Below are 23,357 nucleotides of genomic sequence, written 5' to 3' on the forward strand. Positions count from 1 at the left end.
GGCTCCGAGCCGGGGCCCGCACGCGTGCCAGCCCACCGGGATCAGCCCACCGGGAACGAGAACACCGCGCACGTCGTCGTCCCGTGCGCGTACAGCTTGCCGTCCTCGACCCCCACCACCCGCGCCTCCGCAGTCGCCGTCGTACGCCCCACATGCAGGGCCGTGCCCGTCACCCGAAGCGGCGGAGTGCCGGCGAAGACCGGGCGGATGAGGTTCAGATTGAGCTGCGTCGTCGTGTACGTGGAGCCCGCGGGCAGCCGGCTCATCACCGCGGAACCGAGCGCCGCGTCCATCACCGCCGCGAGATAGCCGCCGTGCACACTGCCCATCGGGTTGTAGAGGTGCTCGCCGTGCTCGGTCTCGAAGACCGCTCGCCCGTCCCCGACCTCGACGAAGCGGAACCCGAGCGTGCTCATGATCGGCGCCGAGGGGAAGCGGCCGTCGATCCCGGCCTGGAGGATCTCGCGTCCGGTCATCTTCAGTACGTCTGCGGTGGGCCGCACGGGTGCGCCCCAGGTGTGCGTACGGGACCGGGTGTCCGGGAGGGTCTCTTCGCTGCTGATGTCCATGCTCATACGGAGAATCGAAGCCCGGCCGCCGACTGTGGGGCGAGTGTCGTATCCGACGCGCTTGATACGGTTTCCGACATGAAGGTGGCCGTTCTCGCGCTCGACGGAGTCTTCGGCTCCGGACTCTCCGCGATCCTCGACGTGCTCCACTCCGCCAACGCCATGCGCGGCGAGCTGCCCCAGCCCCCGCCGGAGTGGGACATCCACACGGTCGGATTCCGCCGCCGGGTGGCCACGGGCGTCGGCCACACCGTGCCCACCGAGCCCGTCGACGCCGTCGGAGCCTGTGACCTGCTGATCGTGCCGGCGGTCACCGAGCGCCGCCCCGAGGCCCTGATCTCGTACGTCTCCGGAAACGCGACGCGCCCCGCCCGCGGCCTCCTCGCCGACGTCCGGTCCACGGACACTCCGATCGCGTCCGCCTGCACGGGCACCTTCCTGCTCGCCGAGTCCGGCGTGCTCGACGGACGGCGGGCGACGACCAGCTGGTGGCTGTCGCCGGTCTTCCGCGCCCGCTATCCCGCCGTCGACCTGGACGAGACCTCCATGGTCACGGTGTCCGGCGGTATCACCACCGCAGGCGCGGCCTTCTCGCATCTCGACCTCGCCCTCTGCGTGGTCCGTTCGGCCAGTCCCGCCCTCGCCGATCTCCTCTCCCGCTATCTCGTCGTCGACGACCGTCCCTCCCAGGCCGCGTACACCATTCCCGCCGCGCTCGCCCAGAGCGACCCGACCGTCTCGGCCTTCGAATGCTGGGCCCGCGAGCACCTGCACGAGCCGCTCGTCGTCTCCGAGGCCGCCCGTGCGCTCGGCATCAGCGAGCGCACCCTGCAGCGGGCCGTCTCCCGGACCCTCGGTACGACCCCGGTCCGCTTCGTCCAGGACCTGCGCGTCGAGCAGGCGAGCCATCTGCTGCGGACCACCTCACTTCCGCTCCCGGTCATCGCACGCCGTGTCGGCTACGAGAACCCCGGCACCCTGCGCCTCCTCCTCCGTACGCGCGCGGGCACGACGGCGACCACCCTCCGGGCACGCGGCTGAGACCACGAGCGGCGGTCTCCGGATGGCCGTATCGCGTGCCGTGCCCAAAGGTGAAACCGTGGCCGCACCCGGCGGCGCATCGGGATACGGGAGGCACACATGCCGAAATACCTGGTCCAGGCCAGCTACACCGCAGAGGGCACCAAGGGCCTGCTCGCAGAAGGGGGAACGCGCCGCAGGGCCGCTGTGGAGAACGAGGTCAAGTCGTGCGGCGGCACGCTCGAATGGATGTACTACGCCTTCGGAGAAGCCGACCTGTACTGCGTCGTCGACATGCCCGACCACGTGTCGATGGCCGCCAGCGCCCTGGCGGCCCGCGCCACCGGAACCGTCGAGTCCAAGGCGATCGTGCTGCTCAGCCCCGAGGACATCGACGCGGCCACACAGAAGAAGGTCGACTTCCGGCCCCCGGGCGCCTGACGGCGAGGGCGCCGAGATCGACGGTCCCCCGCCGCGCTCTTTCGTGGCAGCCGAGTCAGAAGCGGAAGCCGAAGAGACCCCCATCATCGTTCGCATCTGTCAGTCGTGGCTCGATGAGCCGGCCCTCAGGGCGGAAGCCCCGGTGGACCGCTTTGGCAAGGTCGTCGGAGTTGAGCGTCGCGATGTACTGCAGTCCTTCGTCCTCGGCAACTTCCGCTGCGAGCGAGAGTGCCGCGGCGATCTGCCGGTCGTCGACACCGTCGAACAGATGGCTGTCGTGGATCAGGAAGTCGGGCCCGCGACCGTGGCGATGGGCGATCACGGCCACGGTCAGATCGAAGCAGAAGATCACCATGTTGCCGATGCCCCGACTGTCGCCACGATCGATGAACGGCGTGATCTTCAAGCTGTTCGTACCTGATTCGATGGCGAGCCAGGCGGAATGCTCCGGTCCATACAGCCGTCGGGCGTACTCGGCAAACAGCAGGATGGCCTCTCGTGTCTGCTCTTGGCGCTCGTTGAGGTCGGTGTCCATCGCTTCCTGCAGTTCGGCGCGCTTCGCTTTGATCTGACGCGCACTGCTCTCCAACGCCTGGGCGGCCTCGTACCGGTGCTTGAGAGCATCGACGGATGCCTGCTTCTGGGCGAGAGCCTGTTGCAGCGCGGTCAGGGCTTCCAGCGCGCCGCCCTCCTCCAGAGACTTCAGAACGGACGCCAGCTCCTCGCCCAGACGTTCGCGCTCGCGTCCCCGCTCCTCGAGCCGCTGCTGGATGGCGTTCATCTCCTCCAGGAGGTACCGCCGCCGGTTCCGCACGATGGACGTGTGGAATGCCTGGACTTCGTCGAAGCGTCGCCTTACCTGGTTGCCAAGCGTGATGCCGAGTTCTCGGTATGTCCGGTCCAGATACGTCATGTCAGTGTCTGAAGCCTCGACCACCGAACGCTGGAGATCTTCCAGATTCCTTCGGTCGGCGACGTCCTCGTTGGGGATGGCCCGGATTCGCCGATTGATGGCGTCCGCCTGGTTCTTCAGGTCTTCATAGGCCGGTACTACGCGAAACGAGGCGATCTCCTCCTTGAGCCGGCTCACCTCGTTCTCCGCCAGTGCGATCTGGCCGCGCAGGTCGGCAACGCTGCCGACGATCCGGCCCCACACAGGGTCGTCCACAGCCTTCTTGAGTTGTCGCCGAGTTGCCTCGCGGGCGGCAAGTTCACGGAACTCGGCGGCCAGCTGCCAGTCGAGGCCCAGCCCGGAACCCGCCCTGCTGACCGGATGACGAGCCCAAGTGGCTGACAATTTCCTGTGACTTCGATCTTGGAGTGGGTTAGGTTTTATTTATGACGCCGCCAAGGGGGAGGCGTCGGCAGGGGGAGCCGGGGGGCTTGCGTTTCTTAGCCGACCTGGCGTGTGTCAATTCTCTGTCGCCCCGTATCGCATAAATCTATTTGTGCGACGACCAAGGAGTGAAAGAGTGCGTACTTTACTGCGCAAGGTTTCCACCGGTGCAATCGTGAGTGTCGCTGTGGGGACGATGACACTGGGAACGCTGGCGGGCACCGCCAATGCGGGCACGCTCGGCACGCTCGGCAAGTGCGGTGATTCGAAGACCGCGGAGACTGACGGCGCTACGGCGCACTGGACCCTGGACTGCAGCGGCGGCCAGATCACGGTATCCGGTTGGTACCAGGACGATGAGCCCGACGGAGACTGTGTCGGTGTGCGGGCAGACTTCGCCGACGGTTCGACGAAGCGCAGCCAGACGTGCGACGGGTGGATGACGAAGAAGACCTTCAAGTGGAAGGCTCCGGGGGCCCTGGCTGACGTTTACCTGTACGAGTACTGAGATAACGGGTGTCATGGGTTTCCACCTATTGGCACGAGCCGGATTGACGTCGCGTGTACAGGAACACAGAAAGGCCAACCAGGGTAATGGCTGAACTCACCAATCTTCGCAACAAGGCGCTCAAGGTCGGCGTTTCAGTCGGGCTCGCTCTGGCAGCAGCGCTGGCCGTCGGAGGCTCCTCCTACGCCGCGGCCGATTCTCAGAGTGGCTCGTCCCCGACGACTGAGGCTGTAGTGAACGCTTCAGCGCCGCGGTTTATCTCCGGCTACAGCCTGCACTGCTCCGAGGAGATGGCCAAAGACAGCATCACGGGTCCCGAGGCTCAGGATGTAGTGGCTGCGAAGTATTCCTCTGCCAGGTACGACAGGATCAGGAAGACTTGGAAGTACACTGGGTCTAAGATAGTCGTTGTACTCAACAATAACGGCTACTGCGTGACGGCCTGGCGACGCTGACGCTCGCGTTCCGAACCCAAGGGGAATTCGTATGACAAGCCGAGTAGACTGCCATGTTCGTTACGATCCGGAAGTTGACGTGGCGCTACTTTCCTTCACGGAATCGTCGTCCAGCTCTCGAGGCACAGCGCTGGAATTCGATGACGAGTCTGGACTGGCAGGTCTTCTTCGCCTTGGTTTTGAGGGGCAATTTGATCACCTGGAACTCTTTGGAGCGAAGCGTGCAGTCCCTCAGCTCATTGCAGGTCTGCGCCCACCTGCACCAGGCGTGCGCGATTACTGCCGAGGTGTAGTAAATGTGCACGTGACAGCGACTGAGCAAGGTGCCGTCCGATTTGATCTTGACGACATCGCCACCACCGGCAGCGCGTACGAGGTTTCGGTACAAGCAGAATCACCGTCCTCGACCCTTGCCACCCTTAGGTATGACGGAGATTCAGGCGTGCTCCATTCGCTGACGCTCTTTCCGTCGGGAAACCTGCTTGGGGGCCTGGCAAGATTCACGTCTAACTGACCTGGGTGAAAGTTTGCGTGTCCCCTGTCCTGCAAATCGGACAGGGGACACGCTACGTCCTGAGCCCTGAGCGGCTTCAGCGCCGTGTCAGGCCTGTGCCCGCAAGGTGGCGAGGGACTGCCCGTCGTCCGTGTACCACACGTCCCAGCCGTTGATGGAGACACCCGCAACTGCTGCGCAGGCTCCCGAAGGCGAGGCGCAGATCCTGCCGTCCTTCAGCCGGATCCGTCCATCGTGATGGACGAAAGCGAGGTGATCGTCGCCGAGGTTCCTTCGATGCCACTTCAGAGGCTGATCCGGTACCAGCAGACCTGCTGCAAGCAGCCGTGCCAGGGAAGGCTTCTGACGCCGTTTGGGGTGACTGTTGCAACCATCCAGGTTGAGAAGCCTGCGCAGGACGCTGTTCGGGTCGTCGACGAACGGCTCGGCTTCGCGTTGCAGGCACGCGAAGACGTCGTCGTCCACAGTGATGGTGTGGCTCGGCACGATCCCCCCAGGAAGATTCTCTGATTCCCTGATGAGACGTTAGGGGAACGTGACTCTTGGTGTCCAGTTCGCTGCGCACCGGAGTTGTCGGATCGCCGGAGCCCGCCCTTGCCGGGGCGGGCGCCGGCCGTTTCTTTCACCTCGTAGTCGGTGACTCACTGCTGGATCGGATTGCCGTCCGTCCCGCAGATGTAGCCCGCGACGACGCAGTTCCGTACCCGGCGCTCCAGCTCCGCCTGGTCCCAGGCGTTGAAGAAGTCGCCGTGGAAGGTGTAGCCCGGTGCGTCCGTCACGTTCACGCCACCGCGGGTACCGGCCAGGGTGAGTCCGCCGCCGGTCACCGGCCAGGTGATCAGCAGCTCCAGGCGAGGTACGACCACGGGATGGCTCGCCGGGCAGGTCTGCCCGGCCGCGTACGCCATGTGGTCACGGTGGTTGGTGCTGTCCAGGTTCTTCCCGTCCCAGCAGGTCGGGAAGTCCAGATAGTTCTCCAGCCTGGTGCCGGGCGGGCAGTTCATGAAGTCCCGGCCGGACTCGGGCCTGCCGACACAGGACCAGCGCGCGGCCGGATTCTGGTCGGGGGAGGTGGCCAGCGCGTTGCCGACCACGTAGCGCAGTCCGCGCGGGTGGGCGACTGCGCGGGTGTGGTCGGTGATGCCCTGGTAGTAGACGGTGACCCGCTCCGGGGCCACGGGCACTCCGTGCTGGTAGAGCGTGGGTGTCCAGTAGGAGGAAAGATCGGTCTGCGGCGTGCAGTTGGTGGTGCCGGCGCTCAGCGACTCAAGGGTCGAGGAGGCGTTCGCCGTTCTGTTGCCGTAGAACTCATGGATGTGGGAGCGCCCCGCCTGGCCGGGGAAGACGATCGGGTCGTCGCCCCGGCGGTGGCTGGAGAAGCAGTCCGCGCGGAACTCGCTCCCGCGCAGCGGGGCCGCCGCCTGCGCCACGATCGCCGCCTGCTGGGCCTTGCTGTAGGTGTACGCGTGCCCCGGGTGCGCGGCATGACCCGGGTGGCCCTCGCGGTCCGTCGCACACCCCGCCGTGGCCAGGAACAGCACCGCGGCCGCGCCCGCGATCACCCGGGACAACAGAGGCTTCATGGAGAACTCCCCGTCATCCGAAGGGGATGCGGACGACGGACTGGTTGCCGGTGCCGAGCGTGCTGCTGCCGTTGCCGATCGCGCTCCACACCTCGACCCGCACCTTGCCGTTGGTCAGGTTTCCGTGCGCCCCGGTGGCCGACTGCAGACCTCTCGCCTGCGTGTAGTGCTCATAGCCGGGCACGGGGTCGGTGGCGAAGTAGTGGTAGGTCTCCGTGCGGTCCCAGGTCCCGTCGCCCGTACGGTCGTAACTCACCCTCACCTGCTGGCCGTTGGCGACGGTCGTCCCGGCGTCCACGAACAGATCGAACTGCGTCGAGCCGCCGTTGTACGTCCGGGTGATCGGGCCCGAGGTGAACACCTGCGGATTGCTCGGGGTGCCGTCGTGGTTGGTGCCACCGGCAGAGGCGAGCGTGACCGTGGAGGCCGATGCCGTCGCGTCACCCGCGCCACCGCCCGTACGCAGATACAGCTGCGAGGAGCCGGAGGGCGGCGGGTCGGTCGGGTCCGGCGGGGTCGTACCGCCACCGCCTCGCGTCCACACGGCGACGTAGTCGACGAGCATCGGGCGGCCCGGGACGGTCGCGGCGGTCGGGGTCTTCCCGGCCAGCGCGTCGGGGAAGGCGCCGCCGATCGCGACGTTGAGAAGGATGAAGTATCCCGCGTGGTCCGTCATGTCGGCCCAGGTGCCGGCGTCGACCCGGCTCTGGTTCACGCTGTGGAAGAGCTGGTCGTCCACGTACCAGCGCAGCTCGTTGGGGGAGACGGAGCGGTCCCACTCGAAGCGGTACGTGTGGAACGCGGACTGGCAGCTCGCCCCGGGGCAGGTACGGCTGGCGCCGATGCCCGTCGTCTCGTTGCAGGGGCCGCCCGGGTTCACTCCGCAGTGGAGCACGCCCCAGACCGAGTTGATGCCGTTGACGTTCTCCATGATGTCGAACTCGCCGATACCGGGCCAGTTCCAGTAGTTGCCCCGGTACGGCGCGCCGAGCGCCCAGAAGGCGGGCCAGTAGCCCAGGGCGGCGTCACCGGTCACGTTCGGCATCTGGATCCGGCCCTCGATGCGCAGGGTGCCGCCCGCAGGGGCCTTGAAGTCGGCCCGGCGGGTCTCGATCCGGGCGGAGGTCCAGTTGCCGGCGCCGTCCCGCAGCGGAGTGATACGGAGATTGCCGTTGCCGTCCAGGCTGAGGTTGTCGGGGCTGGACGTGTAGTTCTGGATCTCGCCGGTGCCCCAGTTGCCGGGGCCGCCGGGATAGCCGTGGCCGGTGTCCGTCTGCCAGTTGGTGGACGACGGCAGCGACCGGTCCGGTCCGGTGAAGTCGTCGCTCCACTGCAGATTCCAGCCGGGCGCGGGCGGTACGGCCCCGCGCGCCGTCCCCGCGCCGCTGACGGCGAGGAAGCCGGTGAGGGCGACGGCCATGGCGAGGAGTGCGGTGAACAGGGGAGTGGACCGGGGGGTGGACAGGGGGGTGCGTCGGATGCGGCTCGTGCTCAAGGAACACCTCCGGTGAGGTGGTGCCGAGGGGGGCTTGAGAGCGCTCTCAAAGAGTTTTGTAGATGGAGCCAGGGCAGCCGTCAATGACTTCGCTCCCTTAACTTCCCGAAGCCGCAAAGTAGTTGGCGGTGAAAGCAGGAAGGTCCTGGTTGTAGCTACGGCCGAGACTGCACGCGCCGATTCCATACGTTCGAGCCCAGCCGTGTCCTCTGACACCCCAGTCGCACGGCAGCGTCATGCCGCTGCTCCCGAGATCCCCATCCCCTCGGGCGCTATCTGTATCAGGCTGGGGGTGTCGTGGCGGTGAGTTCATGGGCGACGGCTTCCAGGCCGAGCGCGTTCGCTCCTTTGACGAGGACCACGTCCCCAGGCTGGAGCTGGGCGTTGACGTGTCCGGCAAGGCCGGTGCCCGGGTCGGCGCTGACGGCGTCCAGGCCACTGTTGCGGATCGTGGTGATCATGTGCTGGGCGTGGCGTCCGCCCACGCCGATGGTGCGATGGACTCCGGTGATGATGACCTTGCGTGCGACCTTGTCGTGCCAGTGGAGTGCGTCGTCGCCGAGTTCGGCCATCTCGCCGAGGACGGCGATGCGACGGCGTTCGGCTCCAGCGATGTCGGCGAGGGCTTCCAGGGCAGCGAGGACGGATTCCGGGCTGGCGTTGAAGGCGTCATTGATGATGGTGACGCCGTCATGGGCACGCACGCTGACCTGCATCCGTCCTCCGGAGGACAGTTCGGCGGTTTCGAGCCCCTGCACAATGCGGTCGAAGGGAACGCCGGCGGCGACGGCGGTAGCTGCTGCGGCAAGGGCATTGGTGACGTTGTGGCGGCCGTAGATGTGACCGAGCGCCACCTTCCCTTCCCGGCCGGCGTGCCGGAGAACGAACGTGGGGTGGCCGTCGGGACTGATGCTGATGTCGCTTGCCTGCACCTCGCAGGTGCTGGTGGTGCCAAAGGTGATGACCCGGGCCATGGTCGCGCGGGCCATCGGGGCGACCAGCGGATCGTCGGCGTTGAGGACAGCGACGCCATGCTCGGGCAGGGTGTGGACGATCTCGGCCTTGGCATCGGCGATGGCCTGCTTGCTGCCGAACTCGCCCACATGCGCGGAGCCGATGCCAAGGACGGTGGCGATGCGGGGGCGGACCATCTGGCAAAGAGACGCGATGTGGCCCATGCCGCGGGCGCCCATCTCCAGCAGCAGGTAACGGCTGGTCGGCTCCACTCGGGAGACGGTGACGGGGAAGCCGATCTCGTTGTTGAACGACCGCGCGTTGGCGACAGTCGGCCCGTCGAGTGCGAGGACGTTTTCCAGGATGTCCTTGGTGGAGGTCTTGCCCGCTGATCCGGTGAGCGCGATGACCGTGCCGGTGTATTCCTCGGCAACGGTGTGGGCGATCTGACCCATCGCGTCGAGCACGTCGGGAACGATGATCGCGGGTGCGTCAACCCGCCGGTCGGCGAGAACGGCAATGGCGCCGTCGGTGACGGCCTGGCCGGCGAAGTCGTGTCCGTCGAGGCTGCGGCCTTTTAGGCACGTGAACAGTCCGCCGGGCGCGATGTCGCGGGAGTCGAACGAGATCGGCGAGGTGACCAGGGCGTTTGCGTCAGGGATGTTGTGCAGTCGGCCCTGGGTGACCTGGGCGATGCAGGCGAGGGTCAGGGGGATCATGGGGCTCCTTGCGCGGTGGTACCCAGGACAACTCCGCGGCCGGCGTAGAACCGGTCGAGGTCCGTCCAGGGCACGGTATGGAATTCCTGGGACCGGCCGGGCAGGCCGGACGGGTTGTGCAGCACGACCCCGCGGGGGCCGGATCCGACGGCGAGCACCAGGTGCCCGCCGCGTCCGGCCGGTGCCGGATCAAGGGTGCGGATGGTCTTGTGTACGGACAGCAGCAGGAGATTCCCCCGCGCGACCTGGGCGTCGATTTCCTCGGCCGCCAGCTCGGGCCGCGGCTCGGCGTGCAGGCCCCAGCGGCGGGTGACCCAGTCGGCGAAGGGGGCGTAGATCAGTCCCTTCACCGTGGTCTCCCCAGTGCGCACGTATGCGCACGCGGCGAGGGCTTCGCGCAGGAGGGGCACCGACGGCGGTACCGGGTGGCCCCAGAAGTCCAGGGCCATCCGCAGGCAGGCCATGCCGCACATCCGCGGCGCCCAGAACGCGTACTCCTCGCGGCTGTCGGCCCCGGACTTCTGCCAGAGCGGGTCGTCGGCCGCGGACCTGGCGCCCGTGATGAATTCGGGTACCAGGTCGGCGGACTCCCACTGCGAGTAGTACGGGACAGGGTGCATGGTCATGGAGCCAGTCATGGCCCCACAGTCTGCTACGGCATGTACGCGGGCTTCGTGAACGCTGTGTCCAACACGTGCACGATCAGCTCCTCGTACGAGATGTCAGCCGCTCGGGCCATCGTGGCGAGGTTCCCGAGCTCGGACAGGCCGGGCACGGTGTTGATTTCCAGGACGGGCGTGCGGCCGCTCGGGGAGACCAGAAAGTCCACGCGGGAAACGCCGTGCCCGCCGACGAGCCGGTGGACCCGCAGGGCAATGCTCCTCATCTGCGTGGCGATCAGGTCTGGTAGCTCGGCCGGGCAGGTCTCACGACGAAGCGAGAGATCGTGCTTGGCCTCGTAGTCGTAGAACTCCCGGTCCGTCTCCACGGTGTGGATCGGCAGGGTCGTCAGCTCGCCGCCGATCTCCAGGACGCCGACGGTGGAGGGAGTGCCCGGAATGAACTCCTCGACCAGGTACTCGGTGTAGGGCTGCTCCCGGTTCTTCTCCAGGAGCGCCGCGAGCTCGGTCTCGTTGCGGGCGATGCCGGCTTCCAGGCTGCCGCCGCCAGAGGCGGGCTTGAGGAAGACCGGGAAGCCGAGCGACATGGTGACGGAGGTGACCGTGGTGGCCGTGGGGTGGGTGGGGTGGATCTCCAGCCACTGCGGGGTATCGATCACCGCGGCACGCACCGCTGTTTTGAAGGTGGGCTTGTGCATGCCGACGGCGGAGGCCTTCACGCCCGACCCGGTGTAGGGGATACCGAGGGTGTCGAGCGCGCCTTGGATCTTGCCGTCCTCGCCGCCCAGGCTGTGCGAAGCGAGCAGGGCCACGTCGATCCGGCCCTTCAGGCCAGTGAGGTCCAGGCCGGTCAGGTCGATGAGCCGCGCGTTGAGTCCCTGGACGGTCAGGGCCTTGCAGGCCGCCTCGGCGGAGGCGACCGAACCGGGGCGCTCGGGCGAGTCGCCGCCGAACAGAACGCCGATGCGCAAGCCGGAGTGGTCTCGGGTTTCGGGCATGTACGCTCCCTCAGGATTGGGGTGTTTTCCAGTCGAGGGCGTCCCGGCGCGGGTGCCATGCCCGCACTTCGCTGTCCAAGGCCAGCGGGCCGCTTACCCCGCTCCGGGATGCCTTGTGTGCACCGCTCGACGAACCGGACCCGTACTCCGGAACGCCGAGCGGCGGTCTATGGGCCAGCCATACGGTTGCGGGCACGCTCGAGGGCGAGGGACGCGAACTGTGCTTCGTCCCGCGCGGCGAGCGGCGCCATGGGATGTGCTCTGGCCCGGCGCGCATAGTGGCGGGCGATGCCCAGCAGGAGCGTCAGTAGGCCGCAGAAGAGCCAGGCCCGGGTCGCGACGGCCTGTTCGCAGTGGTGGGACATGACGGGGGCATCCGGCGCGGCCAGCACTGCGGCGTTCTCAGCCTTCCAGCCACTTCCCGCGCATGTACTCCGGGCCGTACGCCCCGGGATCGGCTCGGCCTGGCTGAATGCAAAGACACGACCTGGTGGTGAAGCGCGCTCGAGACGCGTTCACCGACGCGCTTGTGGGTCTTGGCGCGGTGCATCCCGCGTGAGGGAAATTCGATCGGCCACCGCTGTCGTCGCACCGCAATGCCGTACGTACACGTCTGCTCAGTCGCGGCCCCTGTCGATCAGCCCCATCTCCCGCTCGGTCAGTTCGAGCGCGGCGGCCGCGGCCGAGTCTCTTGCCGTCTCCGGTCTACTGGCCCCGGGAATCGGGATCATCGCGGGCGAGTGCGCCAGCAGCCAGGCGAGCGCCACCCGCTGGGGGCTCACCCCGCGCTCCCGCGCCACCTGGTGGAAGCCCGCGAACGCCGGGTCCTCCGTCTGCCCCGACGCCCCGTCCAGCGAGCTGCGCGAGATCCCGCCGAGCGGGCTCCACGGCAGGAAGGCCAGGCCCAGCTCGGCGCAGAGCCGCAGCTCCGCCTCGCTGTCGCGCACGGCGGGCGAGTAGCGGTTCTGCACCGACACCAGCCGGTCGCCCAGGATCTCCCGCGCCTGCCCGATCTGCGCCGTGTCGACGTTGGAGATCCCCGCCAGCCGGATCGTGCCCTCGTCGAGCAGCTCGCGGATCGCGCCGAGCGATTCGGCGTACGGAACGGCCGGATCCGGCTTGTGCAGCTGATAGAGCCCGATCGCCTCGACGCCGAGCCGCCTGGCGGACGCCTGCGCGGCACGCTTGAGATGGCGCGGATCGCCGTTGACCGACCAGTCGCCGTCGGCGGTGCGCCCGCGCCCGCCCTTGGTCGCGACGAGGACCTTCCCCGTGTCGCCGCCGTACGCGGCAAGGGCGCGCGCGACCAGCAGCTCACCGACGCCGGGCGTGCCGCCCGGCGGATGGTACGAGTCGGCCGTGTCGATCAGTGTCACGCCCGAGTCGAGCGCGGCATGGACCGTGGCGACGGCCCGCGCCTCGTCGGGGTGCCCCTCGATGGAGAGCGGCATCGCGCCCAGCCCGACGGCGCCGACCTCGATCCCGCCGATCGACCGCACGTCCGTCATCGCCGCACCTCCGCGGCGAGCGGGCCGACGGTCTCGGCGACAGCGCGCCCGAGCCACTCCTGACTGCGGCCGAACCGGAAACCGAGCCGCTCGGCGCGGGAATTGTCCATGCCGTACGAGCGGGCGAACGAGAACGGGGAGACCTCACCGGACTCGACCGCACGGAATTCCGCCGTGCCACCGGTGATCCCGGCCACCGCCGCGCAGATGTCGGCCGTGGTGAGCCGCCCGTGCGCCGCCGCGTTCACCGGGCCGGTGAATTCCGCGCCGGCCACCCATTCCAGGAATGCGGCGATCTCCTCGACGTACACATAGGTCGCGGAATGATTCACGACGGGCACCGCGATCGGCTCGCCCGCCCGGATCCGCTCGGCGTAGTGGTCGAGACGGCCGGTGAAGTCGTCTTCCCCGCCCAGCACATGGGCGACGCGCACCGCGACATACGGGAACGCGGGCTCGCGCGCGAACACCGCCTCGGCCTGGCGCTTGCCCTCGCCGTAGTGCTCCTCCCGGAAATCCTCGTCGTCCCAGGGAAGCGCGAGGTCGACCGCCACGGTGCGCGGTTCGACGGCGCCCTCGGGGACCAGCTCCGCGGAGTCCTCGTACTCGTACACCTCGACCGTCGAGGTCATCACATAGCGGCGGGTGCGGCCGGCGAAGACCCGGCGGGCGATGTCCGCCTGGCGCGGGGTGTAGCAGACCTGGTCGATCACCACATCGAACGTACGCGAGCCGAGCGCCGCCGTCAGGGCCGCCTCGTCATCGCGGTCGGCGACGAGATGAACGGCTCCGGCCGGCGGCGCGGACGAGCCGCGATTGATGACGGTGACGCGCGTCCCCGCGTTCAGCAGCCGCTCGATCAGCCGCTTCCCGAAATACCGGTTGCCGCCGATCACGCACACGTCCCGCATTCCGACCCCCACGTCGATCTCTCCCCTTGCCGGCCCCTGTTGGGCGGTTGTTGCCAGGAACACCAGTGTTACGTTGGCGGGCCACGTCCTGAAGGGGGAGACATGGGAGTTGCGGCCTCCGCGCCGAAAGAACCACGGCAGCTGCGCGCCGCCACCGAGGAAACCTCGGCGGTCGTCTTCGACCGGGTCGACCGGCACATTCTGGAGATCGTTCAGGGCGACGGCCGAATCAGACTGAGCGAGCTCGGCCGGCAGGTACGGCTGAGCCCGGCCGCCGTCACCGAGCGCGTCCGCCGGCTGGAGGCCTGCGGTGCGATCACCGGATACGGCGCACATGTCTCCCCCGCCCGGCTCGGCTACGGCATCCAGGCCTTCATCCGGGTCGACCCGCACGGCGGCTACAACCTCAAGCACCCGCGCTCGCAGGAGCTCTTCGCCCGGCCGGAGGTCGTGGAGGTCCACCATGTCGTCGGCGAGGACTGCTGGATCCTCAAGGTCGCCGCGACGGACACCGTGCACCTGGAAAGCATCCTGGAGCAGACGTCCGCACTCGGCCGCACGACGACGTCGATCGTGCTCTCCTCGCCCGTGGAGCGGAAGCCGCTGCTGCCGACGGACGGTTGACCTGGATGTTCACCTCCAGGTGAGTATCTGACTTCCAAGTCGGTACTTGTGGGGCGGTATGCGGCGAAGAAGCATGATCCTCATGCCTACCGAAAACGCATCCGTCACTGTCATCGGCCTCGGCGCGATGGGCCAGGCCCTCGCCGGAGCCTTCCTGGCCGCAGGCCACCCCACCACCGTCTGGAACCGTTCCCCCGGCAAGTGCGACGAACTCGTCGCGCGCGGCGCCGTACGCGCCGCCACCGCCGAAGATGCCGTACGGGCGAGCGAGTTGACCGTGGTCTGTGTGGTCGACTACGACGCCGCACAGGCGATCCTGGACCCGCTGGCCGAGGCGCTGCAGGGCCGGGTCCTGGTCAATCTCACCTCCGACACGCCCGAGCGCTCACGGGAGACCGCGGCCTGGGCGGCGGAGCGGTCCATCGCGTATCTGGACGGCTCGGTGATGGTGCCCACTCCCGTGATCGGCACGCCCGACGCGCTGCTCTTCCACTCCGGCTCCCGGGACGTGTTCGACCGGTACGAGTCCGTCCTGAAGGCCCTCGGCGGCAAGACCGTCTTCGTCGGCACGGACCCCGGACTCGCCGCGCTCTACGACCTCTCCCTGCTGGACTTCTTCTACGGCAGCATGTCGGGCCTCGTGCACGCGTACGCGCTGGCCACGGCCGACGGGGTCAAGGCCGCGGACATCACCCCGTATCTGAGCACGATCGTCCAGATCCTGCCGCCCATCGCGGAGTACACGGCGGCGAACATCGACGCCGGTACCTACCCGGGTGCCCAGGCCAACCTCGGCATGATGGCCGCGGGCGTCGACCACATCCTGCACGCGGCCCGCACCCGCGGTCTCGACGCCTCCCACCTGGAATCCATCAAGGCCGTCGCGGACCGGGCGATCGCGAAGGGGCATGGGGCGGACGACTGGGCGAGCACGGTGGAGGCCGTGCGGTCCGCGCCCTGACGCCGCCCACCGGGCGGGCCTGTCCCGGGCGGGCGCGTCCCGGCACGTCGCTCTCTTCGGGCGGCTGCCGCGGGCAAGGGTGACGCCGGTGGTCCGCGGCCTGTCCCGATCGCTTTCCTTGACCCCGACGTCAAGGCTTACGGTCCTACGCATGCGAATCGGCGAGCTGGCGGAGCGGGCCGGGACGACCACCCGCACTCTGCGTTACTACGAGTCCCGGGGGCTGCTGCCCGCACGGCGCGCGGTGAACGGCTACCGCACGTACGACGAGCACGATCTGCGGCTGCTCCAGCAGATCAGGACCCTGCAGGACTTCGGGTTCGAACTGGAGGAGACCCGGCCCTTCGTGGAGTGCCTGCGTGCCGGTCACCCGGCCGGGGACGCCTGCCCCGCCTCGCTCGCCGTCTACCGGCGCAAGCTCGCCGAGCTGGACGAGCTCATCGACCAGCTTCGGACGGTGCGCTCGCAGGTCGGCGCGCAGCTGTTGCGGGCCGAGGCGGAGCTGCCGGGCGGCCCGGAACCGCAATGTGAATACGGCAGCGTGAATGCGGAGGTTGACGGATGATCCAGGCAGAAGGCGTCGCGACGGTGACGGACGCGGACTTCGACACGGAGGTCCTGGGCGCGGACCGCCCGGTCCTGGTCGAGTTCACGGCCCAGTGGTGCGGCCCGTGCCATCAGCTCGCCCCGGTCCTCGGCGCGGTCGCCGCGGAGGAGTCGGACCGCGTCAAGGTCGTCCAGCTCGACGTGGACACGAACCCCGAGGTCACGGTGCGGTACGGGGTGCTGTCGATCCGACGCTGATGGTGTTCCGCGGTGGCGAGCCGGTGAAGTCGATGGTGGGGGCGCGGCCGAAGCGGAAGCTTCTGATGGAGCTCGAGGACGTGATCTGACCGTCGTGGTCAGCGCAGGGCGAGCGTGATCCGGCGGCTGCTGACGTTCACGCCCACGACTTCGACGCTCACCTCGTCGCCGACCAGCGGCTCGCGTCCCGCGAGGTCGGCGACGGGGACGAGACCCACCGCCCCGTCCAGTACACGGACGAAGGTCCCGATCGGCGCGCGCTTCGTGATGACCACCCCGGGCACGATCCGGCCCAGCTGCGTGCGGGTGAACTCCCGCAGCGGGTCCGGCTCCAGGTCCTTGAGGGACAGCTGGACCTGTACGCGTGTCCAGTCGACGTCGAGCACGGTGGCAGTGATCTCCTGGCCGACGCTCACGAGCTCGGACGTGTGGGCGAAGTACTCGGACGACCAGGTCAGTTCGGCGCAGTTGATGAAGCCGTCGTTCCCGCCGCCCAGTTCCACGAACACGCCGGAACTCTCGGTGGCCGATACCACTGCGCGCCGGGCCTCGCCCCGCTCCAAGGTCCGGATGAAGGCGGCACGCGCCTCGCTGCCCGGATCGAGTCCGGTACGCAGATCCTTCCGCGCCGCATCACTCAGCAGCGGCGCGAACCGGGCGAAGAGCATGAGGAGCCGCCCGCCCCATTCGGTCCGGAAGTCCTCGTTCACCACCGCGAGGTCGAGCTCATTGGCAGCCGTCAGCTCCGCGAAATCCCGCCGGCGCCCCGCCTCCGGCGTGAACGTCCGGCCCGTGAACCTGTCCCGGAACGCCGCGTCGTCCGAGGTCAACGTCGCATAGGACGCGTCCCGGTCGCAGCTCGCGTAGAAGTACACGAGTTGCTCGGCCTCCGCCCCGAGGGCCGCTGCCAGTTCCCCGCGCCGCTCCAGCGGCAGCAGCGACGCGCCGAACCCGTCCGTGCCGTAGAACGCATGGCACAGTCCCGCGAGCTGCAGCTCGTCCCGCGCGCCCCAGGCGGCCAGCCGTTCCCGCACCCGCTCCAGATGGGCGAGGAGCGTCCCGCCGGGATGCTCCATCTCCCCGGCACCGCAGGCCCGGAGCAGGTTCAGCGCCCTGGCCGCCCGGCCGTCGGCCGCCTGTGTCATGAAGGACCCCCATCGCTGTCGGTGCCGGCTGCCACGATGCCTGAGGCAGTGGTGATCGACAAGGCGGGAGCAGGCCATGTCGTGAGCACCGCCGCAAACAGAAAACCCCGGTCCGAATTTGACGGCCGGGGCATTTCTTCGCGTATATTGAATAGTTCCGTGTTCGCACGGGCTAAAGCGCACCGAAAACTTCAATAAACGTACTCTATCGCGTCAGGAGCTGAATTGTCAACCGAGGAAATGCGGCAGGAACAACAATTCGTCTCCCTCGCCCACGAGCGGCTCGACCAGCTCAGGGCGGAGGCCGAAGCCGCGATGCGCGCCACGATCGCGCAGGTCAGCACCGGTCGACAGGCGCGGGTGGAGCGCGATGTCGGTGTGGCCGAGCACTCCGCGTCGCTCGCCGCGCTGAATGCAGCCGACACCGGACTGTGTTTCGGACGGATCGACAGACGCGACGGAGTCACGCACCACATCGGTCGCACCGGAATCCGGTGGGACGATGCCGAGCGGACCCCGTTGCTGATCGACTGGCGGGCTCCCGTCGCGCGGCCGTTCTATCTCGCGACCGGGTATGAACCGATGGAGCTGCGCCGCAGGAGGCACATCACCACGCAGGGGCGCACGGTCACCGCGCTGCACGACGAGATCATGGATCTCGCCGACACCACCCGCACCGGATACGAGTCGCACGACGCCGACGAGGTCCTGCTCGCCGCGCTGAACAGCGCCCGCACGGGCCGGATGGGCGACATCGTCTCGACCATCCAGGCCGAGCAGGACCACATCATCCGCGCCCCGCAGCGCGGGGTGCTCGTCGTCGAGGGCGGCCCGGGCACCGGGAAGACCGCGGTCGCGCTGCACCGGGCCGCGTATCTGCTGTACGCGCACCGGGAGCAGCTCGCCAAGCGGGCCGTGCTGATCGTCGGGCCCAACCCGGCCTTCCTCGGCTACATCGGCGAGGTGCTGCCCTCGCTCGGTGAGACCGGCGTGCTGCTGTCGACGGTCGGCGAGCTGTTCCCCGGCGTGCACGCCACCGGCACCGACAGCCCCGCGGCCGCCGCCGTCAAGGGCCGCGCGGACATGGCCGGCGTACTGGCCGAGGCGGTACGGGACCGGCAGCAGGTGCCCGAGAAGGACGAGCCGATCGTCATCGCGCACGACGACGGGGAGCTGATCCTCGACTGGGGCATGGCGGTCGAGGCGCGCCACAAGGCCCGCGAGACCGGGCTGCCGCACAATCTCGCCCTGCCCACCTTCGCCTTCCGGATCATCGACGATCTCACCACGCAGCTCGCCGACCGCATCGGCGCCGACCCCTACGGCGGCCCGAACTTCCTCGGCCCCGACGACATCGCCCAGCTCGGCAAGGGCATCGCCGCGAGCGCGGAGGTGCACGCCGCCATCACCACCCTGTGGCCCCCGCTCACCCCGCAGGAGTTCCTCGCCGGTTATCTGGAGGAGCCCACGCATCTGGCCGAGGACGACGCCGAGCTGATCCGGCGCACGAAGAAGGCCGCCTGGACACCTGCCGACGTGCCCCTCCTCGACGAGGCCGCCGAGCTCCTCGGCGAGGACGACTCCGCCGCCCGGGCCGCCGCCGAGGCCGAGCGGGCCCGTCAGATCGCTTACGCGCAGGGCGTCCTCGACGTCTCGTACGCCTCCCGTACCTACGAGTTCGAGGACAAGGAGGACATCGACGAGGACGCCTCCGAGGTCCTCGCCGCGCACGACATCATCGACGCCGAACGGTTCGCCGAGCGTCAGGAGGAGGCCGACCACCGCAGCGCCGCCGAGCGTGCCGCCGCGGACCGGACCTGGGCGTTCGGGCACATCATCGTCGACGAGGCGCAGGAGCTGTCGGCCATGGCCTGGCGGCTGCTGATGCGCCGCAGCCCGACCCGCTCGATGACCCTGGTCGGCGACCCGGCCCAGACCGGCGACCTGGCCGGCTGCGATTCCTGGCAGGAGATCCTCGCGCCGTACGTCCAGGACCGCTGGCAGCTGGCCCGGCTCGGGGTCAACTACCGTACGCCCGCCGAGATCATGGAGTACGCGGCCGAGCGGCGCCGGGCCACCGATCCCGCCTTCGAACCCCCGCGCTCCATCCGCTCCACCGGAGCGCGGCCCTGGGAGCGCACCCTGCCGCTCGCCGAGGTGGCCCGGCTCGCCGGGGCCGAGACCCCGGCGGAGGGCAGGCTCGCCGTCATCGCCCCGCGCGAGCTCCACGCGGAACTCACCGGACTCGACGACGGGCCGCTGGACCTGCACCGGCCCGTCGTCCTGCTCGACCCGCGCCAGGCCAAGGGCCTTGAGTTCGACACGGTTCTCGTCGTCGCACCCGCGCTGATGACCGCCAACGATCTCTATGTGGCGCTGACCCGGGCCACCCAGCGGCTGGGGATCATCACACCGGCTTCAGCCACACCGTCGCCAGTGGCGGCAGAGTGAGCTGGACGCTCGTGCCGTGACCGTGGGCGGCGACGGACTCCGGCTTCACCGGATCCGGGTTGAGGACGTCACCGCCGCCGTACCGTGCCGCGTCCGTGTTGAGCACCTCCGCCCAGGCGGACACGGACGGCGGCACGCCCAGCCGGTACTCGTGGCGGACCACCGGTGAGAAGTTCGACACCGCGAGCAGCGGCGCACCGTCCGCGTCGAAGCGCAGGAAGGCGAAGACATTGTCCTCGGCGGCTCCGCCGTCGACCCAGGCGAAGCCCTCGGGGACGGTGTCCTGCTGCCACAGCGCCGGTGTCGCCGCGTACACCGCGTTCAGCTCACGCACCAGGTCCCGTACGCCCCGGTGGTCCGGCTCCGCCGCGTACGACGGGTCGAGCAGCCACCAGTCCGGGCCGTGGCCCTCCGACCACTCGGCGCCCTGGGCGAACTCCTGCCCCATGAACAGCAGCTGCTTGCCCGGGTGCGCCCACATGAAGCCGAGGTACGCCCGGTGGTTGGCGCGCTGCTGCCACCAGTCACCGGGCATCTTCGACACCAGCGCCCGCTTGCCGTGCACGACCTCGTCGTGCGAGATCGGCAGCACGTAGTTCTCGCTGTACGCGTACACCATCGAGAAGGTCATCTCGTTGTGGTGGAACTTGCGGTGCACCGGCTCGTGCTCGACGTAGCCGAGGGAGTCGTGCATCCAGCCCATGTTCCACTTCAGCCCGAAGCCGAGCCCGCCGAAGCCGCCGGGCCCGACATGGTGGGTGGCCCGGGTCACCCCGTCCCAGGCGGTGGACTCCTCGGCGATCGTGATCACGCCGGGGCAGCGGCGGTAGACGGTGGCGTTCATCTCCTGCAGGAATGCGACGGCGTCCAGGTTCTCCCGGCCGCCGTGCTCGTTGGGGGTCCAATCGCCGTGCTCGCGCGAGTAGTCGAGGTAGAGCATCGAGGCGACCGCGTCCACCCGCAGCCCGTCGACATGGAACTCCTCGCACCAGTACACGGCGTTGGCGACCAGGAAGTTGCGGACCTCCTTGCGGCCGTAGTCGAACTCCAGCGTGCCCCAGTCCGGGTGCGCCGCCCGGGCCGGATCCGAGTGCTCGTACAGCGGACGGCCGTCGAACTCCGCGAGCGCCCAGTCGTCCTTCGGGAAGTGGGCCGGGACCCAGTCGACGATGACCCCGATACCGGCCCGGTGCAGCGCGTCGATCAGGAACCGGAAGTCGTCCGGAGTGCCCATCCGGGCGGTCGGTGCGTAGAAGCCCGTGACCTGATAGCCCCACGAGCCGCCGAAAGGATGCTCGGCGACCGGCATCAGCTCGATATGGGTGAAGCCCAGCTCCTTGACGTACGAGGGGAGTTGGGCAGCCAGCTGGCGATACGTCAGTCCCGGCCGCCAGGAGGGCAGGTGCACCTCGTAGACCGAGAACGGAGCCTCGTGCACCGGCCGGTCGCCGCGGTGTGCCATCCACTCCTCGTCCCGCCACACATGGTGGGACTCCTCGACGATGGACGCGTTGGCGGGCGGCGCCTCGGTGCGCCTGGCCATCGGGTCGGCGCGCACCGTGTGCGAGCCGTCGGGGCGGGTGATCTCGAGCTTGTAGAGCGCACCCTCGCCGACGCCGGGCACGAACAGCTCCCACACCCCGGACGAGCCGAGCGACCGCAGCGGGTAGGCCGTGCCGTCCCAGTAGTTGAAGTCGCCGATGACCCTGACCCCGAGCGCATTGGGTGCCCAGACCGTGAAGCGGGTTCCGGTGACGCCCTGATGTGTCATGGGCTGTGCGCCGAGGGCCTGCCACAGCTCCTCGTGCCTGCCCTCGCCGATCAGATGCAGATCGAGCTCGCCGAGCGCGGGCAGGAAGCGGTACGGGTCCGCGAACTCGATCGTGGCGTCCTCGTACACCACCTGCAGCGAGTACTCGGGCACTTTGCGCAGAGGCAGCACGCACGAGAAGAAGCCGTCGCCTTCCTCGTGCAGCTCCGCGCGCAGCCCCTTGGCCAGCACGGTCACCGACTCCGCGTACGGGCGCAGCACACGGAAGACCACCCCGACGCGCTCCACATGCCCCCCGAGCAGTGAGTGCGGATCGTGGTGCGAGCCGCTGAGCAACCGCTCCCGGTCGGAGTCGGACAGCGGCTTCGCGGGGCGTACGCCATGGCGGGCGGGGGGCTGGGCGGCTGGCTTGCGGGGGGTCACGGGGGCGGCCTCCTTGGCGTGTTGGGGAGCATGGGCAGTAGGGGGTCCGGGGCGTCAGCCGCCCGCACCGGAAAGCCGCTTGATCGCCGACATCGGGACCGGCAGCCAGTCCGGCCGGTGCCGGGCCTCGTACACGACCTCGTACACCGCCTTGTCGGTCTCGTAGGCGCGCAGCAGCTCCGGCTCGGTCCGCGGATCGGTGCCCGAGGCCTCGGCGTACCCCTCGCAGTAGGCCGCCCGGCATCGCGCCGCCCACGCGGGGTTCCAGGGGCGGTGCGAGCGGGCCGCGTAGTCGAAGGAGCGCAGTATCCCCGCGATGTCACGGACGGGCGGCTGTACCCGGCGGCGCTCGTCGAGCGGCCGGGCCGGCTCGCCCTCGAAGTCGATGACCGACCAGCCTCCGTCGGGGGTGCGCAGCGTCTGGCCGAGATGCAGATCGCCGTGGATGCGCTGTGCGCGCCCGTCCTCGGCGAAGGCCGCTCCGGCGATCGCGTCGAAGGCGGCGCGCAGCCCGCGTACGTACGGCAGCAGGGCGGGCACGGCCCGCACGGCGGCGTCCAGCCGCTCGTTCATGGCGGTCGCGAGGTGCTCGGTCTGCGGACGGCCGAGGGGCACGGTCGGCAGGGCGCCCGCGAGCGCGGTGTGCACCTCGGCGGTGGCCCTGCCCAGTGCCTGCGCCTCGGCGGTGAAGTCACGTCCGGCGGCGAGCGCCTTCAGTGCCAGCTGCCAGCCGTCCTGCGAGCCCCGCAGATACGGCTGGAGGACCCCCAGTGTGCAGGGCTCGGGCATGTCCGACTCGAACCAGGCGACGGGCGCGGGCACCCGGTCGCAGCCCGCCCGGGCGAGCGCGAGCGGCAGCTCCAGATCGGGATTGATGCCCGGGTACACCCGGCGGAAGATCTTCAGGATGTAGGAATCCCCGTACACGAGCGAGGAGTTGGACTGTTCGGCGTCCAGCACGCGGGCCGGCAGTCCGCCGAGCACGGGCACCGCACGGTCGAAGCGGAGCGGGCCGAACCGCCCGGGGGTGCGCAGCCGCTCCAGCAGCAGCGCGGCGAGCCGCGGATCGTGCAGGCCTTCGTAGACGGTCCGGCCGGCCAGCGGGCCGTCCGGTACGCGGCCGATCATCGCGGACGCGAGATACGGCGGCAGCGCGGCCCGCACACCGAGCAGCAGCTGGTAGCAGTCCCCGCCGTGCGCGGCGTCCCGCCTTCCGGTCGCGGTCTTGCCACCCGCCGTCTTGCCGCCCGCAGTCTTCCCGTTCGTGGCCTTCCCGCCGGAACTCTTCCCGGAGGCCGGACCCGGCTGCTGGACGCGGACGAGCATGTGCAGCAGACCGGGGCCGGCCGAGTCGACCGGCAGCAGCTCGGCCGCCGAGACCAGGGAGAAGCCGGCGACCGGGCGTCCTTTGCCCGCGAACCACCGCTGCCGGGGCAGCCATTCGCGCAGCAGCGGTGAGAGCGAAGGAAGCAGGGCGACGGGGGTCCGGGTGGATGCAGCCTCCGACATGGCATCGCGTCCTTTCCCCGGGCACACCACAGGATGCG

22 protein-coding genes and 1 pseudogene are annotated in these 23,357 nt (G+C 69.2%); 9 read left to right on the forward strand and 14 right to left on the reverse strand.

All coding sequences use genetic code 11. The features are described from left to right. Nucleotides 1-41: 41 nt before the first annotated feature. Nucleotides 42-575 (reverse strand): PaaI family thioesterase, encoded by a 534-nt coding sequence (locus ACWGI8_RS08210; protein WP_453659305.1) that lies wholly within the window; start codon nt 573-575, stop codon nt 42-44. 72 nt (nt 576-647) lie between these two features. Between ACWGI8_RS08210 and ACWGI8_RS08215 the strand changes: the two genes are divergently transcribed. Further along, nucleotides 648-1,610, forward strand: coding sequence for a GlxA family transcriptional regulator (locus ACWGI8_RS08215; RefSeq protein WP_453659306.1), 963 nt, complete (start codon nt 648-650; stop codon nt 1,608-1,610). A gap of 99 nt (nt 1,611-1,709) precedes the next feature. Then, on the forward strand, nt 1,710-2,030 hold the full coding sequence (locus ACWGI8_RS08220; protein WP_453659307.1) for a GYD domain-containing protein: 321 nt from the start codon (nt 1,710-1,712) through the stop codon (nt 2,028-2,030). Between the two features lie 55 nt (nt 2,031-2,085). On the opposite strand, the gene ACWGI8_RS08225 is transcribed toward ACWGI8_RS08220, so the two are convergent. Continuing rightward, nucleotides 2,086-3,198 (reverse strand): ABC-three component system protein, encoded by a 1,113-nt coding sequence (locus ACWGI8_RS08225; RefSeq protein WP_453659308.1) that lies wholly within the window; start codon nt 3,196-3,198, stop codon nt 2,086-2,088. Nucleotides 3,199-3,541: 343 nt separating this feature from the next. Here ACWGI8_RS08225 and ACWGI8_RS08230 point away from each other — a divergent pair, with 343 nt between their 5' ends. Together ACWGI8_RS08230 and ACWGI8_RS08235 are read left to right on the forward strand one after the other, a co-directional pair. Continuing rightward, nucleotides 3,542-3,874, forward strand: a complete 333-nt coding sequence (locus ACWGI8_RS08230; RefSeq protein WP_453659309.1) for a hypothetical protein — start codon at nt 3,542-3,544, stop codon at nt 3,872-3,874. Nucleotides 3,875-3,960: 86 nt separating this feature from the next. Then, on the forward strand, nt 3,961-4,329 hold the full coding sequence (locus ACWGI8_RS08235) for a hypothetical protein (protein ID WP_453659310.1): 369 nt from the start codon (nt 3,961-3,963) through the stop codon (nt 4,327-4,329). Between the two features lie 601 nt (nt 4,330-4,930). Here ACWGI8_RS08235 and ACWGI8_RS08240 read toward each other — a convergent pair. The 9 genes from ACWGI8_RS08240 to ACWGI8_RS08280 form a co-directional block, all read right to left on the reverse strand. Beyond that, nucleotides 4,931-5,308, reverse strand: coding sequence for a DUF4357 domain-containing protein (locus tag ACWGI8_RS08240; protein WP_453659311.1), 378 nt, complete (start codon nt 5,306-5,308; stop codon nt 4,931-4,933). 176 nt (nt 5,309-5,484) lie between these two features. After that, the gene (locus ACWGI8_RS08245) at nt 5,485-6,426 is read right to left on the reverse strand and encodes a DUF1996 domain-containing protein (protein ID WP_453659312.1); all 942 of its coding nucleotides are present in this window, start codon (nt 6,424-6,426) and stop codon (nt 5,485-5,487) included. 13 nt (nt 6,427-6,439) lie between these two features. Then, the gene (locus tag ACWGI8_RS08250) at nt 6,440-7,921 is read right to left on the reverse strand and encodes a glycoside hydrolase family 16 protein (RefSeq protein WP_453659313.1); all 1,482 of its coding nucleotides are present in this window, start codon (nt 7,919-7,921) and stop codon (nt 6,440-6,442) included. A gap of 281 nt (nt 7,922-8,202) precedes the next feature. Beyond that, entirely contained in the window at nt 8,203-9,594 is a 1,392-nt protein-coding gene (locus tag ACWGI8_RS08255) for a UDP-N-acetylmuramoyl-tripeptide--D-alanyl-D-alanine ligase (protein ID WP_453659314.1), read from the reverse strand. Beyond that, nucleotides 9,591-10,220 carry a C39 family peptidase gene (locus tag ACWGI8_RS08260; protein WP_453659315.1) on the reverse strand — a complete coding sequence of 210 codons (630 nt, stop codon included), beginning with the start codon at nt 10,218-10,220 and terminating at the stop codon, nt 9,591-9,593. Before ACWGI8_RS08260 ends, ACWGI8_RS08255 begins: the two co-directional genes overlap by 4 nt. Nucleotides 10,221-10,246: 26 nt before the next feature. Continuing rightward, complete coding sequence (locus tag ACWGI8_RS08265; protein ID WP_453659316.1) at nt 10,247-11,212, reverse strand: D-alanine--D-alanine ligase family protein; 966 nt, start codon at nt 11,210-11,212, stop codon at nt 10,247-10,249. Between the two features lie 167 nt (nt 11,213-11,379). Then, a complete protein-coding gene (locus ACWGI8_RS08270; protein WP_453659317.1) occupies nt 11,380-11,577 on the reverse strand; it encodes a hypothetical protein in 198 nt (65 codons plus the stop codon). A gap of 252 nt (nt 11,578-11,829) precedes the next feature. Beyond that, nucleotides 11,830-12,720, reverse strand: coding sequence for an aldo/keto reductase (locus ACWGI8_RS08275; RefSeq protein WP_453659318.1), 891 nt, complete (start codon nt 12,718-12,720; stop codon nt 11,830-11,832). Then, a complete protein-coding gene (locus tag ACWGI8_RS08280; protein ID WP_453659332.1) occupies nt 12,717-13,631 on the reverse strand; it encodes an NAD-dependent epimerase/dehydratase family protein in 915 nt (304 codons plus the stop codon). Before ACWGI8_RS08280 ends, ACWGI8_RS08275 begins: the two co-directional genes overlap by 4 nt. Nucleotides 13,632-13,733: 102 nt before the next feature. On the opposite strand from ACWGI8_RS08280, the gene ACWGI8_RS08285 reads away from it, so the two are divergent. The 4 genes and pseudogenes from ACWGI8_RS08285 (at nt 13,734) to trxA (ending at nt 16,109) form a co-directional block, all read left to right on the forward strand. After that, nucleotides 13,734-14,255 carry an Lrp/AsnC family transcriptional regulator gene (locus ACWGI8_RS08285; protein ID WP_453659319.1) on the forward strand — a complete coding sequence of 174 codons (522 nt, stop codon included), beginning with the start codon at nt 13,734-13,736 and terminating at the stop codon, nt 14,253-14,255. An 82-nt stretch (nt 14,256-14,337) separates the two neighbouring features. After that, on the forward strand, nt 14,338-15,216 hold the full coding sequence (locus ACWGI8_RS08290; protein ID WP_453659320.1) for an NAD(P)-dependent oxidoreductase: 879 nt from the start codon (nt 14,338-14,340) through the stop codon (nt 15,214-15,216). A gap of 151 nt (nt 15,217-15,367) precedes the next feature. Then, nucleotides 15,368-15,781, forward strand: a complete 414-nt coding sequence (locus ACWGI8_RS08295) for a MerR family transcriptional regulator (protein WP_453659321.1) — start codon at nt 15,368-15,370, stop codon at nt 15,779-15,781. Next, nucleotides 15,778-16,109 (forward strand): annotated as a pseudogene (gene trxA, locus ACWGI8_RS08300) (thioredoxin). The gene ACWGI8_RS08295 and the pseudogene trxA overlap by 4 nt, the downstream one beginning before the upstream one ends. Before the next feature lie 9 nt (nt 16,110-16,118). On the opposite strand, the gene ACWGI8_RS08305 reads toward trxA, so the two are convergent. Continuing rightward, nucleotides 16,119-17,165 carry a DUF6817 domain-containing protein gene (locus ACWGI8_RS08305; RefSeq protein WP_453659322.1) on the reverse strand — a complete coding sequence of 349 codons (1,047 nt, stop codon included), beginning with the start codon at nt 17,163-17,165 and terminating at the stop codon, nt 16,119-16,121. Nucleotides 17,166-17,405: 240 nt separating this feature from the next. On the opposite strand from ACWGI8_RS08305, the gene ACWGI8_RS08310 reads away from it, so the two are divergent. After that, nucleotides 17,406-19,616: a HelD family protein gene (locus ACWGI8_RS08310; protein WP_453659333.1), complete on the forward strand. Its 2,211-nt coding sequence runs from the start codon at nt 17,406-17,408 to the stop codon at nt 19,614-19,616. On the opposite strand, the gene glgB is transcribed toward ACWGI8_RS08310, so the two are convergent. After that, nucleotides 19,573-21,810 carry a 1,4-alpha-glucan branching enzyme gene (glgB, locus tag ACWGI8_RS08315; RefSeq protein WP_453659323.1) on the reverse strand — a complete coding sequence of 746 codons (2,238 nt, stop codon included), beginning with the start codon at nt 21,808-21,810 and terminating at the stop codon, nt 19,573-19,575. The genes ACWGI8_RS08310 and glgB overlap by 44 nt on opposite strands. Before the next feature lie 54 nt (nt 21,811-21,864). Continuing rightward, on the reverse strand, nt 21,865-23,319 hold the full coding sequence (locus tag ACWGI8_RS08320; protein ID WP_453659324.1) for a maltokinase N-terminal cap-like domain-containing protein: 1,455 nt from the start codon (nt 23,317-23,319) through the stop codon (nt 21,865-21,867). Between the last annotated feature and the right edge of the window lie 38 nt (nt 23,320-23,357).

Source organism: Streptomyces sp. NPDC054841, assembly GCF_053611045.1.